The organism is Pedobacter ginsengisoli, from assembly GCF_030244015.1.
Taxonomy (GTDB): Bacteria; Bacteroidota; Bacteroidia; order Sphingobacteriales; family Sphingobacteriaceae; genus Pedobacter; species Pedobacter ginsengisoli.
This window is the reverse complement of sequence record NZ_JASSYX010000003.1, coordinates 647,189-662,947: the sequence shown is the minus strand read 5'-3', so window position 1 is coordinate 662,947 and position 15,759 is coordinate 647,189. Positions and strand designations below refer to the sequence as shown.

Genomic DNA, 15,759 nt, shown 5'->3' with positions numbered 1-15,759 from the left:
CAGTTTTCAAATTGGGGTTTATTAACAATACTTTCTTAAATTAGTTGTTGTTACTCATAAAATAAGATCTTATGTCAGCACCTTATATTCCAAGTTTAGACCTTGGTTCCTACATTAACGGAAATGACGAACAGCGCAGGAAATTTTCTGATGAGCTGGGCAGGGCTTTTAACGATTCGGGCTTTGTAACCATTACCAATCATGGACTGGACCAGGCTCTGATAGATAAGCTCTACAAAAATATACAAGCCATGTTTAGTCTGCCGCCGGAGCAAAAGAAACAATATGAAAAAATTGAACTGGCCGGGCAGCGTGGGTACACAAGCCCGGGTAAGGAAACAGCAAAGGGTGCTAAAACAGCCGATCTGAAGGAGTTCTGGCAGATCGGGCAGGAAGTGACCGATAATGATCCGGTTAAATATGAATATCCGGACAATGAATACCTGGAAGAGATCCCTGAATTTAACGAAGTGACCCGTGAAATTTATCAGCGGCTGGAAGCCAATGGAAAGCACTTGCTGCGGGCGATTGCAACTTATCTGGATTTGCCTGTAAATTACTTTGATGAGTATGTCCACAATGGTAATTCCATCTTGAGGGGGATCCATTATTTTCCGATCGAAGACCCGGACTCATTGCCTGCTGATGCTGTTCGTGCAGGTGCACATGAGGACATCAACCTGATCACCTTATTGATCGGCGCCAGTGCTGACGGGCTTCAGGTGCTGACCAGAAGCAATGAGTGGCTGCCTATTAAAGCGGGCCATACGGATATTGTGGTGAACGTAGGAGATATGCTGCAGCGGCTGACCAACAATAGATTACGGTCTACGACGCATAGGGTAGTCAATCCTCCGCGTGAGCTCATGAAGACTTCCCGTTTCTCAGTTCCTTTCTTTTTGCACCCAAGGGCCACGATGGACCTGACATGTTTAGACTCTTGTATTGATGGAGAGCATCCGAAAGCCTATGAAGACATGACAGCAGGCGAATACCTTGATGAGCGGCTGAGGGAGATTGGCTTGAAAAAATAGATTTTTTCGTTTTGGCGCGTAAAGAAATTTTGATGATCTCTTCGAAGACTGGACCTAGCGCGCTGAAGAAGCGCACAGAGTCCTATGTCTTCTCTGAGACATCGAAATTTCTTTACGCGCCAAACAGGGCGCATACCTGTCCGAAACTCATTTTTTTAGGCAATCTTTAAAAGGACCTGAAATTTAAAGGCCTTTATCAATCGCCTTATTGATCACGTCCTGTACCCGCCCCCTTATCCTCATATTGATCAGCTTATCCGATACCACCGGGTTTACACGGTTTGACAGCAATATATAAACGAGGCCCCTGACCGGATCTACCCATACACAGGTTCCTGTATAACCCGTATGCCCGTAGGTTTGAGGTGATGCCAGCTCTGAAGGGTATTTTTTAGTCAGGTCCGGATCCCAGCGATCGAAGCCAAGGCCGCGGCGGCTGATGGTCGATTGCTTGGACGTGAACAAGTCTACAGTTGATCTTTTTAAATATTCTTTCCCGCCATAACTGCCTTTATTGAGCATCATCTGGTAGATAATGGCAATATCATTAGCGCTTCCAAATAAACCGGCATGACCGGCAACACCACCCATCAAAGCGGCAGTAGGATCGTGTACATATCCATCAAGTAATGCACGACGGATCTTGTCATTTTCTGTCGGGACGATCTGCTCCGGTTTGAAGCGGTGCAGCGGTAAAAAACCAGTTGTCTGCATGCCCAGAGGCTTGTAAAAATGCTCCTCCACATAAAGGTTTTCAGGTATTGCAGTGATCGTTTCAATGACCTGCTGAATCAGGCACATGCCAACATCGCTGTATACATATTTCCCCCTGGTTCTCAATGGAGAATTCAGCATGTCAGGCTGCATCACCTCTTTGAAGTAATTTTTTCTCAGGTAGTAATTTTCATTGACCTTGGTAGGAAAAAGAGCCGAGGAATCCATGCTGTAGTCTGACGGGTTTACCTTGCTAAAGGTTTGGATGTCCGGAATAAGTCCTGCCTGATGCAGCAGCAATTCCCGCACAGTGAGGCTATTTTTATCTGTCGGACGTGCAAGTGCCACGTAGCTGCCGAGGGTGGAGTCAATATTTAGTTTTCCTTCGTCGGTAAGTTTCATGGCCTCCATGGTTGTGGCTGTAATTTTAGTCATCGAGGCAAGGTCGAAAATATCCGTTAAGCGGTCGGGCTGTATCTTTTCATAAGTATGGTGGCCATAAGCTTTATTAAAGATCACCTTTCCGTCTTTGGCTACCAGTACAACCATGCCCGGAGTGGCCTGTGCCTTTATGGCTTCTGCGGCAATGTTATCTATCTCCCTTAAGTTGTCTGCATTTACTCCTGCATCTTCAGGCAGTGTATATTTGAGCCGGGTGGCAAAAGTACTGAAGCCTGATCCTCCGGTATACTTAGGCGAGTAGGTAGCGCCAAGTTTCTTGCTGACGCCAATTCCTCCAAAGATTACCTGCGGCAATACCGTTGCTGCCAGCGGTGTGTTTTGGTCTGTCCAGATCAGTGGTGCTTTCAGGTCATCAAAAGCGGCTAAACTGCGTCCTTCTCCAAATAAGCATACGATCACCTGTTTGCTTTTGGTCAGGCTTTTAATGAAACTTACATTTCTGGGATCGCTGGCAACCCCGGAAGGAACGGTTACAACAACTGTATTGAAATATTTGAGGTCATCTTCAAGACTGTTTAAAGTAGCGGCGCTCTGATAGTCAGCTGCAGAAAAAGAGGTGATTTTGGTGTATTTATTCAGGAGGCTGTCAAATACCTGCTGGTTGCTGAAGCTTAAACTGACAGATGCGATGTTTCTTTTGTCGAGATCCAGCAGGGGAATGCTATTGTCGTGGTTGTTCAACAATACGGTATTGCTGCTGATGGTGTTGAGTATGGCAAGAATTTGTTCATTTTGCCGGTGTTCCTGCGCACAGGCAGTAAAGGTAAACAGGGTAAAAAGGCTGATGGTTGCTAAGCCAAGCAGGTTATTTTTTTTCATATACTTTTTCTCCATTAATATAGGTTTTTAAAACTTGTGTGCTGAGGATTTGTGCGGGACTGGTGTTAAGGAGATCCCGGTCAAGGACAACAAAATCTGCAAACTTGCCGGTTTCGATACTGCCTTTTTCTTTCTCTTCAAAATTGGCTTTGGCAGCCCAGATTGTCATACCGCGAAGGGCTTCTTCCCCGGTCAGTGCATTTTCTTTCTGAAACCCGTCTTCAGGATAGTTCCTGGCATCTTTACGGACGGTAGCGGCATAGAAAGTAAGTATTGGGTTAATTTGTTCGACGGGGAAGTCTGTACCTAAAGGAATCCAGCCATTTTGCCTTAACAATTGTTTCAATGTATAGGCGCTTTTGATGCGCTCCGGTCCCAGGCGGTCTTTCGCCCAGTACATATCAGATGTAGCATGGGTGGGCTGTACTGAAGGGATGATATTCGCTGAGCCAAAGCGACCGACATCCTCAGGGGAAATCACCTGGGCATGTTCAATGCGCCAGCGCCTGTCGTTTTTTCCTTTCAGCACTTTATTGTAAATTTTAAGGATGGTACGATTGGCCGAATCGCCAATGGCATGCGTGCACATCTGGAAATCCTTTTCCGCGAGTTTTATGGCCGTCTGTTCAAAATGATCCGGATTGCTAAGCAGAAAGCCGCTCTTCCCTGGCATGTCATGATAAGGACGAAGAAGGCAGGCCCCCCTGGAGCCTAAAGCGCCATCGGCAAAAATTTTAAATGACCGTACATTTAAACGTTCGTTTTTAATGGCGCCCCGCTTAAACAGGTAATCGTAATTTGGTTTACTGTCTGATAACATGACATACAGGCGCATTTTTAACTGATTTGTGGCCTGCATTTTTTCAATAAGATCTACCATATCCGCACTCAGTCCGCAATCATCAATTGTAGTAAGGCCTGCCGCAAAGCAGTTTCGTTGCGCATCCATCAGCATTTTTTCCTTCTGCTGTGGAGAAGGTGAGGGGATTTTATTTTCGACAAGACTGGTTGCGTTGTCAATAAGCAAGCCGGTAAGCGCCCCGTTCCGGCTTACAATTTCGCCCCCAATGAGGTCATAGCTTTTAGTCAGCCCTGCCTCAGTCAGCGCTTTCTGATTAGCGATGGCGGCATGGCCGTCTATGCGGGTAAGCAGGACAGGCCGGTCGGGAAACAGCTGGTCGAGTTTAGTTTTATCCGGGAACTGCTTGTCCGGCCAGTCATTCTGGTCCCATCCGCTCCCAATAAGCCATCCGTCAGAATGAGCCATGGCAAATTCGGCGAGCCGGCTGCATACTTCTTCCCAGCTTTTTGTTTCTCTCAGGTCGGCTGTCTGCAGACTTTGCCCGTATGCAAAAAAATGCGCATGGGCATCAATGAAGCCAGGATAGACAGTCTTCCCCATGGCATCAATCTCTTCGGCGGAACTGTAAGCTTTTCTGATCTCTGCGTTCTTACCTGTGGCGATGATCTTGCCGTCCCTCACTGCGAAGGCCTGGACTGTGTCAAAAGTATCGTTAATCGTATATACTTTGCCGTTATATAAAATAAGATCTGCTTTTTGTTTACTGCAGGAGGTAAAGAGAAGTATAGCGACTGACAAAACAGTTAGAAAACCTTTCATGAGGCTAAAGATAGGAAAAGGATATAAAGGATAGTAAATAAGTGGACGGTAATTTTTTAACTATATAACGACAAATTATTCTTGAATGAAACGGAGGATGAGGCTTATTTTGCCTAAATTAGCAGCTTTAGTGAGGAATGTCAGATGTCAGATATAATACAGCTTTTACCCAATAGCGTTGCCAATCAGATTGCAGCAGGAGAAGTGGTGCAGCGCCCGGCGTCGGCAGTAAAGGAGCTTTTGGAGAATGCCATAGATGCAGGTGCAAATAAGATCCAGCTCATCATAAAGGATGCGGGCAAAGCACTGATCCAGGTGATAGATAACGGCTGCGGGATGACGGTGGCCGATGCAAAGATGTGTTTTGAACGCCATGCTACCTCTAAAGTGCGTAAGGCCGAAGATCTCTTTGCGATCAGGACCATGGGTTTCAGGGGCGAGGCCATGGCATCTATTGCCGCGATCGCGCAGGTAGAAATGAAAACCCGCAGGCACGAAGATGAAGTGGGTACACTGATCGTGATCGAGGGTTCTTCCTTTATCCGGCAGGAACCTGCGGCTGCAGCAGTGGGGACCAGCATCAGCATTAAGAATCTTTTCTTTAATACTCCGGCACGCCGTAATTTCCTGAAAAGCAACCCTGCAGAAATGCGGCATATTATAGATGAGTTTCAGCGGATTGCACTGGCCTATCCCGGTATTGCATTCAGTCTTCACCACGACGGATCAGAGATCTACAGACTGCCTGCATCTGCGCTCAAGCAGCGCATCGTTCATTTATTCGGAAACAATTATAACGAGCGGCTGATACCTGTGGAAGAAGAAACCAGTATCATCAACCTGAAAGGGTTTATAGGTAAACCTGAATTTGCCAAAAGGACCCGTGGCGAGCAGTTTTTTTTTGTGAACAACAGGTTCATCAAAGATGCTTACCTGAACCATGCGGTAAACAGGGCTTATGAAGAATTGCTTTCTGATGAGAACTTTCCATTATACGTGCTGTTCATAGAGATTGATCCGGCAAATATTGATGTGAACGTACATCCGACAAAAACAGAGATCAAATACCTCGATGAGAAGTCGATCTATGCTATACTTCATTCAGCGGTAAAGCGGTCATTGGGCAGATTTAACATCAGTCCTACCATAGACTTTGACCAGGAAACAGGATTCAGCAATATGATCAGTCACAAGGCTCCCGAGGAAATCGTTCCGCCAAGCATTAGTTTTAACCCTGATTTTAATCCTTTTGCAGAAGAAAGACCAGCCCCGAGAGATCATGCTTACGCCAGTTTTACTAAAAGTTATAGTGGCGGTCAGGGAGCTGGTATGTCGCCAAGTGCAAAAAACTGGGGCACCTTATATGAAATTGCCAGGCACAATACGGCAGAACAATCTTCACTTGAACTGGCAGAAACAAGCGATGAAGGATATGTTCCTGTCCAAAAACAACTCATGCAGCTGCACAACCGCTATATCATTTCGCAGATCAAATCCGGGCTTATGCTGATCGACCAGCAGGCCGCCCATGAACGGATCTTATATGAGCGGTTTCTATTGCACCTGGAAGATAGAAAAGGGGCATCGCAGCAAAGCTTGTTCCCGCAAACCGTCACTTTAAGCCCGAATGATTATGAATTGGCCAAAAGTTTGCTCGATGACATCAAAAGTTTAGGCTTTGAAGTAAGGGAATTTGGTAAAAATACCTTAGTGATAGAAGGGATACCGGTAGACCTGGGCAGTACCAATGTTAATGAAACACAGTTGTTTGAGCATCTGATAGAAGGGTTTAAAAATTCTCAGCAGGAGCTGAAACTGGACAAGAGAGACGCCCTGGCGAGGAGTATGGCCCGGAATAGCGCCATTAAAAGCGGTACAGTATTGGGGCAGACTGAAATGAATACCCTGATCGAGCAGCTTTTTGCCTGTAAAACACCTAATTTTAGCATCAGTGGCAAACCGGTAATTCAGACGATGGGACTGGCAGAGCTTGATAAGAAATTTGACAAATAGATACTATGTATAACATTCATATACCACCAGTAGTAAAGAACTTACTGATCATCAATGTGATCTTCTTTGCCGCTACATTTATGTTCAGGACCCATGACGGAGGCTACTACCTGGTAGAAAACCTATCCGTATTTTATTTTGATTCACCCTTCTTTAAGATCTGGCAGCCAATCACCTATATGTTCATGCATAGCCCTGCGAATTTTGCACATATATTTTTCAATATGTTTGCCGTGTTCATGTTTGGCGGTGTACTGGAATCAAGATGGGGTGCTAAAAGATTCCTGAACTTTTATTTGATCACAGGTTTAGGGGCATTGGCATTACAGTGGGGAGTACAGGCTTTTGAGGTCTATCAGATAGTGGGGACCCCGGTACCCGGGAGTACTTTGTCCCAGATACCAAACCTCACCATAAATCAGCAGCAGACGCTGGCTGGCATATATGGAGGGCCGATGTTGGGCGCTTCAGGTGCTGTATTTGGTTTATTGGTGGCTTTTGGAATGCTATATCCAAATACAGAAATGTATATTATGTTTATTCCGATACCGGTAAAAGCCAAATACCTTATTCCTGTTTATATCGTTTTTGAACTGAGTATGGGAGTAGCTAAAGTGCAGGGGGATTCCGTAGCGCATTATGCCCATCTCGGCGGGGCTTTGATCGGCTTTATTTTGGTGAAATTATGGAAGGACAAGGACAACAACAGATTTTACAGATATTATGAATAAAGGAGTCTTTCAGGATTTAAGGTATAAGGTTTTTCAATCCGGCGATCCCTCGTATTTATACATTGGGATCAATACCGTCATTTTTATAGTACTGGCACTGATCAATTTGCCCGTGTTTTTATCGGGCAATGGCGGCCTGGCCTATGACAGCTTTATCAGGGAATATGCCGGCTTCCCGGCGTTGATCTCCAAATTGCCCGAAAGATTTTATACCATTTTAACCTATCAGTTCTTTCATGAAGGGTTTTTTCACCTGCTGTTCAATATGCTCTGGCTGTACTGGCTGGGCAGGATCTTTCTTGATTTTCTGAAACCGAGGCAATTTCACTTTATTTATTTAGCGGGCGGTTTTGCAGGGGCTTTGATCTACCTGCTTGCCTATAATATTTTCCCGGTCTTTGCAGCAGCAACAGCTTCCGGAGCTACCGTTATCGGCTCTTCTGCTTCAGTTATGGCTATTGTAGTGGCAACGGCGACCCTTGTCCCCGACTACGGGATCCGGTTGTTGTTCTTCGGCGATGTGAAACTGAAATACCTGGCCATCGCATATGTGGTCATGGATCTCATAGGACTAAGTTCCGGTAATGCAGGTGGTAGCTTTGCTCACCTGGGGGGCGCTTTGTTTGGATTTACCTACATTAAACTGCTGAAGAACGGAACAGACTGGAGTGCCTTCTTTAAGAGGAAACCGAAACTGAGGGTGGTCAAAAACAGCACCGGCGGAAGAAATGAAAAAAAGAACATCTCTGTTGTGGATCAAAAGGAAATAGATGCGATCTTAGATAAAATTTCCAAATCGGGGTATGATAAATTAACGAGGGAGGAAAAGGAAACTTTATTTAAGGCAAGCAATCATTAGGGGATGAAGAAAAAGTCTAAGCCAACGTTTCTGGATAAATTGGTCCGCCTGACAGCTATTGTTTTGGCCCTTTTGCTGGTAATGGGCTTTATTGCCGGGCGGTTCGATCCGCGCGAGTATAAATATATTCCCTTTTTTGGCCTGGCCTATCCCTTTATATTGTTTTTTAACGTGCTGATGATTGTGTGGTGGTGCCTCAGAAAAAGATGGGTCTTTGCCGTCTCCACACTTGTCCTGATATTTCTTGGCGGACAGGCCCTTAATGCAACATTCGGACTAATAGGCGAATCAGGGGAAGGCCCAAAAGGCAATACGGAAGCGGTGAGAATGATGACTTACAATGTGCACAGCTTTAAGCCTTATGGACAGGAAAATATAGAATCAGTAAAAGAACAAATGCTGGATCTGATAGACAAAGAAAATCCCGACATCATTTGTTTCCAGGAATATTTTACCCGCAAAAAAGGAACATTTGACATTACGGACAGCCTGAAGAGAATCCTGAAGACTCCCTATTATTATTTTGTGCCTTCCATGAAAAATGACTACGAAGCTTATGGCCTCGCCATTTTTTCACGTTACCCCATTAAAGATAAGGGCATTATTAAGTTTAATGATGATTTTGGCGGTAATGCCAGCATTTACGCAGACGTAGTGATCAGGAATAAAAAAGTCAGGGTCTACAATGTGCACCTTCAGTCTATCTCTTTCCGTGAGCAGGATTATAATTACATTGATAAGGTAGCACAGAAAATGGATGCGGATATCGTTCCCTCAAAAAGAATACTGAAAATGCTGAAAGATGCATTTGTGAAACGGAGCGCCCAGGTGGACATTATGAAAGGCCATATGGAGACCTGCAAGACCCCCTTCCTGATCGCCGGCGATTTTAACGATACCCCGGCCTCTTATGCAGTCACACAGCTTACTGAATCCCTTAATAATACTTTCAAGGAACAGGGTACGGGATTGGGCCGTACTTACAATGGGAAATTTCCCAATTTCCAGATCGACTACATTGCCGCGACGAAAGACTTTAAAGTACTCAATTACCGCGTGATCGAGGCCAAATTGTCAGACCACTTTCCTGTTCGCAGTGACCTCAAATTAAACCCTTAAAATTTTTACCTTTGCAACATGAATACAGGCTTGCAGCTATACAATACCCTAACCCGTAAAAAAGAAATCTTTGAACCTCTGAATGCGCCGAATGTGGGCATATATGTTTGCGGACCTACTGTTTATAGTGATGTTCATCTGGGCAATTGCCGTACTTTCCTGTCCTTTGACCTGATATTCAGGTACCTGAAATACAGTGGCTACAAAGTTCGCTATGTACGCAACATTACCGATGCCGGTCACCTTGAGGGAGACAGGGACGAGGGGGATGATAAATTTGCAAAAAGAGCAAAACTGGAACAGCTGGAACCTATGGAGATCGTACAGAAATATACGCTTGGTTTTCACGATGTGATGCGTGTATTCAATGCGCTCCCGCCCAGTATTGAGCCTACCGCAACAGGTCACATCAGCGAACAGATCGAAATGATCAAAGAGATCATCAATAATGGATATGCTTACGAAACCAATGGCACAGTTTATTTTGATGTTGAAAAATACAGCAGCGAATATAATTATACCATCCTCACCAACAGAAACCTGGAGGATATGCTGGCCAATACACGTGAGCTGAGCGGGCAGGACGAAAAGCGTGGCAGGCTGGACTTTGCATTGTGGATAAAAGCCAAGCCCGAAACGCTGATGCGCTGGCCTTCACCATGGGGTATTGGATTTCCGGGATGGCACATTGAGTGTTCCGCAATGAGCGCTAAATACCTGGGCGATCAGTTTGACATCCATGGCGGCGGAATGGACCTTGCTGCTACACACCATACCAATGAAATTGCACAGTCGGAAGCCTGCAGTCACAAGCAGCCGGCAAAATACTGGATGCACACCAATATGCTGACCGTCAATGGCTCGCGGATGTCTAAATCTCTGGGCAATGGTTTTCTTCCGGGAGAGCTTTTTACGGGAGACCATCCTTTGCTCACTAAAGGCTTCAGCCCGATGACAGTGAAGTTCTTTATGTTCCAGGCACACTACAGAAGTACGCTCGATTTTTCCAATGAGGCACTTGATGCTTCAGAAAAAGGGTTCAGAAAACTGATGAATGCAGTGAACCTGCTGGATAAACTGAATGCTTCAGAAACAAACGATTTTGACATTGATGCCATAACCGATAAATGCGTGAAGGCTATGAATGACGATTTTAACAGTCCGGTCGTCATTGCAGAGCTGTTTGAAGCTGTCCGGATCATCAATACTGTTCATGACGGCAAGGGATCAATATCAGCGCCGGAGCTTGAAAAGCTAAAAAAGCTGATCAATGATTTCGTATTTGATATTTTTGGCCTGAAAGATGAAGATACCTCAAACCTGGAACTTAATTCCGTGCTGGACCTGGTCATCGACATCAGAAAAGCGGCCAAAGAAAACAAGGACTATGCTACTTCGGATAAAATACGCCTTGGACTGCAAAGCATGGGCATACAGCTGAAAGATAGCAAGGAAGGTACTACCTGGAGCAAGGCGTAGTATTGTGCAATTGTTGATTAATTTTGAAGTGATTAAACCTGTCAAATCCTATATTAGCATTTTTAACTATAAAAACATGATGAATAAATTTCTTTATACTATTGTCGCCGCATCCCTGACATTCGGAGCTTATGCTCAAAAATCTGATGGAACTACCAGATCGTTAGTAAATGCCGAGGAAGATTTTGCCGAGAAACTGTCCAAAACAGGAGCTAAGACTGCCTTCTCCACCTATTCTGATGACAACACTTTAGTATTCAGACCAAATCCTGTGAGTGCAAAAACTTATTATGCAACTGAGGGCGATACCAAAGACCTCAGCTGGAAGCCTGTTTATGCCAGGGTTTCAAAAAGCGGAGACTGGGGTTTTACAACCGGCCCGTATACCGATAATGGTACTGAAACTTCTTACGGACAATATTTCTCAGTTTGGAAGGCTGTTGACGGAAAATGGGTTTTAGCTCTTGATCTGAGCATTTCCCATAATAAGCCATTGAATAAGGTAAAGACAGAGTTCATCGAGCCTAAGGAATCGTATAAACCTAAATTCCTGAACGACAAACAAAGAGAAGCCGGGACGGGTATCATCGCAACCACTGAATCTACATTGAATGCAACGTTAAAATCTTATGGTGTCTCGGCTTTTGCCGGTTTTGTCAATCCCGATGTAAGGATTCTTTTTCCGGGGTATGAGCCGATTATAGGTAAAGACAAAGCGATCGCTTTTTTTAACAGCATGATGAGCAAAGTAAACTTAAAAACAACTAAGGTAAATAAAGCTGATGGTGGTGATTTCGCCTATACCTACGGTGTTGCTGCTGTGGATTATAAGGCTGATCTGAGAGAGAGCTTTCATTATGTGTTTGTCTATGAACGTCAGGCCGACCACAACTGGAACCTGATTGCGATGGTGTTCGCACCGGCAGAACGCTAATCCGGCAATAAACAGATATGAGAAGATATACATTCCTATTGTTGATGCTTTTTGCAGCAGTGCGGGTATCCGGGCAGGCATTTGATCTTCAGGGCAATCGCGGGGCCAGGGGCATCATGCCGGAAAATACCATCAAAGGTATGCTGAAGGCGCTCGACCTGGGTGCAAATACCATCTCGATGAATGCGGTAATAACCAAAGACAAAAAAGTAATCCTGTCTCAGGAGCCGTATTTTAACCATGAGTATAGCCTCAAGCCCGATGGTAAACCCATCACGCTTAAAGAACAAAAATCATATAATATTTACCAGATGGACTATGCCGATGTTCAGAAGTTTGATGTAGGCAGCAAAGTTCATAACCGGTTTCCTTATCAGCAGAAGTACGTTGCATGCAAGCCCCTGCTGGAGGAAACCATCGATTCCGTGGAAAGCTATATAAAGGAAAATAAGCTGCCCAAGCCCAATTACAGTATCGAAACCAAGACCATTCCTAACGGGGACAACGAATTTCAGCCTGAACCGGCAGAATTTGTTGAACTGATCATGGAGGTGGTGAACCGTAAGAAACTCTCAAAAAGGGTGACTATACAATCATTTGACATCCGCACACTGCAATACTTACATGAGCACTATCCTAAAGTTAAAACCGCTTTGTTTGTCGATGAAAAGATAGACTTCGAAGTAAATATTAGTGAGCTTGGTTTTAGGCCAACTGTGTACAGTCCTTATTCGGTCCTTGTTGGAAAGAGCCTAGTAGACCGCTGTCATGAATCCGGCGTTAAGATCATCCCCTGGACAGTTAATTCTGCTAAGGATATGAAATACCTGATAGGTCTGGGTGTTGATGGTGTAGTGACAGATTATCCCAATCTCTATAAGGCAGTACAGGACGGTCTTTAGAACAGGTTTTTAATAATCTGCTCTACTGATAACCCTTCTGCTTCTGCACGATAATTACGAACAATGCGGTGGCGGAGTATCGGCTCTGCCACAGCCTGAACATCTTCGATATCCGGCGAATATTTGCCTGATATCGCAGCGTGGCATTTGGCTCCTATTACCAGGAATTGGGAAGCCCGGGGACCAGCTCCCCAGTTGATGTATTTGTTGACATCTTCAGTAGCCAGGGCAGTATTCGGACGTGTTTTACTCGCCAGTTTCACTGCATACTCCACTACATTGTCTGTCACCGGGATATTTCTGATCAGTTTTTGAAAGTACTGGATCTGTTTGGCATCTATGATCTTTTTAAGCTTTACATCAGCATTGCTGGTTGTACTTTTCACTATCGTCAGCTCTTCAGCAAAAGAAGGGTAGTCCAGGTGTATGTTGAACATAAAACGGTCAAGTTGTGCTTCCGGAAGGGGGTAGGTACCTTCCTGCTCAATCGGATTCTGCGTAGCCAGTACAAAGAAGGGGTTTGGCAGTACATGCCGCTGACCAGCTGCCGTAACTGCTTTTTCCTGCATGGCTTCCAATAAAGCTGCCTGTGTTTTCGGAGGGGTCCTGTTGATCTCGTCTGCCAGGACTATATTTGAAAATACAGGGCCGTGAATGAACTTGAAATTCCTGTCGTCACCAAGGATCTCGGCACCAATGATGTCGCTTGGCATCAGGTCCGGCGTGAACTGGATCCTGTTGAACTGCAGATCCATTACGTCAGCTACGGTTTGCACCAGTAATGTTTTGGCCAGTCCCGGTACACCAACCAACAGGCAGTGACCGTTACTAAAGATAGAGATCAATACTGATTTTACGACCTCTTCCTGTCCGATAACGATTTTGCCGATTTCTGATTTGATGTTGTTATAGGCCAGATGGAGGGCGTCTACCGCTTTAATGTCGTTTTCAAACTGCATATATTGTTATTTTTTAGCAGTCATATTTTTGGTCCAGATCTTTAACTCAGGACAACTGCTGTACTCATCGTCAATCCTGATATAGGTATCCTCTCTTCTTTTCTCAAACCAGTCACTTAGTATTCTATTGGTCTTTTCCTGCTGGGCCTGTTCCTTAAATTTGGCATAGTCCTGCTCGAGGTTTCCTTTATGAGGAGGGATCTTTGATTTTAGATACAGGATTTTATAAGCCTCTTTTCCATCAGGTTCAGTAAAAAGTACTGGTTTCGAGATTCCTCCAACTTTCATGGTATCTACAACAAGGAATACTTTGGGATCCAGTTTGTCCGCCGGAATGAATGTTGTCCTTGCAGTTTGCTGATCAGCATACAGCAGCATACCGCCGTTATATTGAGAATCTTTATTGTCTGAGTACATAGAAGCAGCCGTTGAAAAAGGAAGCTTTTTTTCAACAATGCTTTTGTAAATGGTGTCCGCATGAAGCTTAGCGCGTTCCAAACTTTGAGGAGTGGTTTGCGGGCGGATCAGAATGTGGCGGGCCTGGACCTGCTCCCCGCGGCGCTCAATGACCTGAAGAATGTGGTATCCGTGTTCTGTCTCAAATACCGGGGACATTTCACCTGGTTTTAATTTGAAAGCCCATGCCGTAAATTCCTTCACCATTTGCTTGCGGTCGAAGAACCCAAGATCACCCCCGTCCGGAGCAGAACCCGTATCTTCTGAATAAGTTTTGGCTAAGAACGCAAAATCCTCACCGCTTTTTACCCTTAGCCTCAGCGCATCAATTTTATCATAGGTCTTTTGCTTTTCTGCCTTCGTCAGTTTAGGGTGCAGTACAATCTCACCTACCTCAAACTCAGTAGGAATATCAGGCAGACTGTCTTTTTTGTACCCGTCGAAATAGCGTTTCACCTCTAATGGGGTAACAATGACATCCTGAGTGATCTTTTGCTGCATCTTGTTGGAGATCAGCTGTTCTTTGATGTCCGGTCTGATCTCATCCTTATACTGGAGCACTGAGCGGTTTAAAAACTGTTCGAGTCTTTCCTGCCCGCCGGCTTTCTGGATCTGGTAGCGCATCCGCTTGTCCACTTCCTCGTCAACCATGGACTCATCTACCTCTATCGAATCAATTTCCGCCTGCTGCTTTAACAGTTTTTGGGTAAGGATCTGCTGGAGGATATAGCATTTTATAGCCGGATTGTCCGGGTTTCCCGAATTTAAGTACTGCGCATACTGCTGGTTCAGATCTGAAAGTAAAATAATATTGCTCCCTAAGACTGCAATGACCTTATCTATATTTTTCTTTTGTGCCTGCGTGCTGGTAAACAAACAAATCAATGCGCATGCTATTGTTAAAAATTTCCTCATTCTATGGTTGTTCAATTGTATTCTCTTTGCAAATTTAATATTATATATTTTATCAGCGGTAATTAATGCTTCGCCAGTTTTTTTAACTCATCGGGGTTGATCTTTACCGCATACCGTTTACGCAATTCCGCGATCCACTGATCTTCCAGGCTTTGCTGATAATCTGTAATGACCTGCCCCTTTACCTCTTCAAAAGAGCCCTGCGGATAGTCGCTTTTGTGGCCATCATAAAAAGCACGGAGCTCAATTTCTCCGTTTTGTGCCTTTTCCCAGATCTTTTGCTCTGTCAGGTTGAACATCAAAACCGCATTCCTGTACTCGTTTGTCATAAAAGTATATTCCGGCTTAGATTTAGAAACTCTTTTTTGCGTGTTCAATGCCAGTTCATAATCCTTTACCTCTGCCAGGTAAGCCGTATCTTTATCCAGCCCCAATTCTTTAGCATCCAGTACCTTGAGTTTAAAGTCGATATAAAGGTTCAGATAAGTTTCCAAATCGCTATAAGACGCCCCGGTATTGCCTGCATGGTTCTTTTTATAAAACCACATAAATTCTCTGCTGCTCAACGGTTTTCCATTTACTATAGCTACATTCTGTGCAAACATGGCACTTGTAATAAAACACAGGATAATGACGCAGTAAGCTTTTCTCAAAAGAAATTGTGGTGTAAATTTTAAGGCATAAAAGTAATAAATAAAGGCACTATAATGAGATATTTAACTAATTTTAACAGAAAAAAGAT

Annotated in this window: 13 protein-coding genes; 8 read left to right on the top strand and 5 right to left on the bottom strand. The window is 44.5% G+C overall.

Annotation, left to right across the window (positions count from 1 at the left end; all coding sequences use genetic code 11):
* Positions 1 to 71 precede the first annotated feature (71 nt).
* Complete coding sequence (locus QEP08_RS15090) at positions 72 to 1,034, top strand: isopenicillin N synthase family dioxygenase (protein ID WP_285059257.1); 963 nt, start codon at positions 72 to 74, stop codon at positions 1,032 to 1,034.
* A 183-nt stretch (positions 1,035 to 1,217) separates the two neighbouring features.
* On the opposite strand, the gene QEP08_RS15085 is transcribed toward QEP08_RS15090, so the two are convergent.
* Complete coding sequence (locus QEP08_RS15085) at positions 1,218 to 3,044, bottom strand: serine hydrolase domain-containing protein (protein WP_285059255.1); 1,827 nt, start codon at positions 3,042 to 3,044, stop codon at positions 1,218 to 1,220.
* A complete protein-coding gene (locus QEP08_RS15080; RefSeq protein WP_285059254.1) occupies positions 3,016 to 4,650 on the bottom strand; it encodes an amidohydrolase in 1,635 nt (544 codons plus the stop codon). Before QEP08_RS15080 ends, QEP08_RS15085 begins: the two co-directional genes overlap by 29 nt.
* A gap of 144 nt (positions 4,651 to 4,794) precedes the next feature.
* On the opposite strand from QEP08_RS15080, the gene mutL reads away from it, so the two are divergent.
* The 7 genes from mutL to QEP08_RS15045 all read left to right on the top strand — a co-directional run bounded on the left by mutL (position 4,795) and on the right by QEP08_RS15045 (position 12,687).
* Positions 4,795 to 6,663, top strand: a complete 1,869-nt coding sequence (gene mutL, locus QEP08_RS15075; protein WP_285059252.1) for a DNA mismatch repair endonuclease MutL — start codon at positions 4,795 to 4,797, stop codon at positions 6,661 to 6,663.
* A gap of 5 nt (positions 6,664 to 6,668) precedes the next feature.
* Complete coding sequence (locus QEP08_RS15070) at positions 6,669 to 7,394, top strand: rhomboid family intramembrane serine protease (protein ID WP_285059250.1); 726 nt, start codon at positions 6,669 to 6,671, stop codon at positions 7,392 to 7,394.
* Complete coding sequence (locus QEP08_RS15065; protein ID WP_285059248.1) at positions 7,387 to 8,253, top strand: rhomboid family intramembrane serine protease; 867 nt, start codon at positions 7,387 to 7,389, stop codon at positions 8,251 to 8,253. Before QEP08_RS15070 ends, QEP08_RS15065 begins: the two co-directional genes overlap by 8 nt.
* 3 nt (positions 8,254 to 8,256) lie before the next feature.
* Positions 8,257 to 9,372 carry an endonuclease/exonuclease/phosphatase family protein gene (locus QEP08_RS15060; protein ID WP_285059246.1) on the top strand — a complete coding sequence of 372 codons (1,116 nt, stop codon included), beginning with the start codon at positions 8,257 to 8,259 and terminating at the stop codon, positions 9,370 to 9,372.
* Positions 9,373 to 9,390: 18 nt separating this feature from the next.
* Complete coding sequence (gene cysS, locus QEP08_RS15055) at positions 9,391 to 10,851, top strand: cysteine--tRNA ligase (protein WP_285059244.1); 1,461 nt, start codon at positions 9,391 to 9,393, stop codon at positions 10,849 to 10,851.
* Positions 10,852 to 10,927: 76 nt separating this feature from the next.
* The gene (locus QEP08_RS15050) at positions 10,928 to 11,785 is read left to right on the top strand and encodes a DUF4440 domain-containing protein (RefSeq protein ID WP_285059243.1); all 858 of its coding nucleotides are present in this window, start codon (positions 10,928 to 10,930) and stop codon (positions 11,783 to 11,785) included.
* Between the two features lie 17 nt (positions 11,786 to 11,802).
* Positions 11,803 to 12,687 (top strand): glycerophosphodiester phosphodiesterase family protein, encoded by an 885-nt coding sequence (locus tag QEP08_RS15045; protein WP_285059241.1) that lies wholly within the window; start codon positions 11,803 to 11,805, stop codon positions 12,685 to 12,687.
* Here the strand turns inward: QEP08_RS15045 and QEP08_RS15040 are convergent.
* The 3 genes from QEP08_RS15040 to QEP08_RS15030 form a co-directional block, all read right to left on the bottom strand.
* Positions 12,684 to 13,646 carry an AAA family ATPase gene (locus QEP08_RS15040; protein WP_285059239.1) on the bottom strand — a complete coding sequence of 321 codons (963 nt, stop codon included), beginning with the start codon at positions 13,644 to 13,646 and terminating at the stop codon, positions 12,684 to 12,686. The genes QEP08_RS15045 and QEP08_RS15040 overlap by 4 nt on opposite strands.
* A 6-nt stretch (positions 13,647 to 13,652) precedes the next feature.
* Positions 13,653 to 15,017 carry a peptidylprolyl isomerase gene (locus QEP08_RS15035; RefSeq protein WP_285059237.1) on the bottom strand — a complete coding sequence of 455 codons (1,365 nt, stop codon included), beginning with the start codon at positions 15,015 to 15,017 and terminating at the stop codon, positions 13,653 to 13,655.
* Between the two features lie 62 nt (positions 15,018 to 15,079).
* Positions 15,080 to 15,622, bottom strand: a complete 543-nt coding sequence (locus QEP08_RS15030) for a hypothetical protein (RefSeq protein ID WP_285059235.1) — start codon at positions 15,620 to 15,622, stop codon at positions 15,080 to 15,082.
* Between the last annotated feature and the right edge of the window lie 137 nt (positions 15,623 to 15,759).

What these genes read in the sequence shown, in the direction of transcription:
- QEP08_RS15050 (WP_285059243.1), top strand. Translation starts at nt 10,928, where the DNA reads ATGATGAATAAATTTCTTTATACTATTGTCGCCGCATCCCTGACATTC.
- QEP08_RS15085 (WP_285059255.1), bottom strand. Translation starts at nt 3,044, where the DNA reads ATGGAGAAAAAGTATATGAAAAAAAATAACCTGCTTGGCTTAGCAACC.
- mutL (WP_285059252.1), top strand. Translation starts at nt 4,795, where the DNA reads ATGTCAGATATAATACAGCTTTTACCCAATAGCGTTGCCAATCAGATT.
- QEP08_RS15035 (WP_285059237.1), bottom strand. Translation starts at nt 15,017, where the DNA reads ATGAGGAAATTTTTAACAATAGCATGCGCATTGATTTGTTTGTTTACC.
- QEP08_RS15070 (WP_285059250.1), top strand. Translation starts at nt 6,669, where the DNA reads ATGTATAACATTCATATACCACCAGTAGTAAAGAACTTACTGATCATC.
- QEP08_RS15060 (WP_285059246.1), top strand. Translation starts at nt 8,257, where the DNA reads ATGAAGAAAAAGTCTAAGCCAACGTTTCTGGATAAATTGGTCCGCCTG.
- cysS (WP_285059244.1), top strand. Translation starts at nt 9,391, where the DNA reads ATGAATACAGGCTTGCAGCTATACAATACCCTAACCCGTAAAAAAGAA.
- QEP08_RS15080 (WP_285059254.1), bottom strand. Translation starts at nt 4,650, where the DNA reads ATGAAAGGTTTTCTAACTGTTTTGTCAGTCGCTATACTTCTCTTTACC.
- QEP08_RS15045 (WP_285059241.1), top strand. Translation starts at nt 11,803, where the DNA reads ATGAGAAGATATACATTCCTATTGTTGATGCTTTTTGCAGCAGTGCGG.
- QEP08_RS15030 (WP_285059235.1), bottom strand. Translation starts at nt 15,622, where the DNA reads ATGTTTGCACAGAATGTAGCTATAGTAAATGGAAAACCGTTGAGCAGC.
- QEP08_RS15040 (WP_285059239.1), bottom strand. Translation starts at nt 13,646, where the DNA reads ATGCAGTTTGAAAACGACATTAAAGCGGTAGACGCCCTCCATCTGGCC.
- QEP08_RS15090 (WP_285059257.1), top strand. Translation starts at nt 72, where the DNA reads ATGTCAGCACCTTATATTCCAAGTTTAGACCTTGGTTCCTACATTAAC.
- QEP08_RS15065 (WP_285059248.1), top strand. Translation starts at nt 7,387, where the DNA reads ATGAATAAAGGAGTCTTTCAGGATTTAAGGTATAAGGTTTTTCAATCC.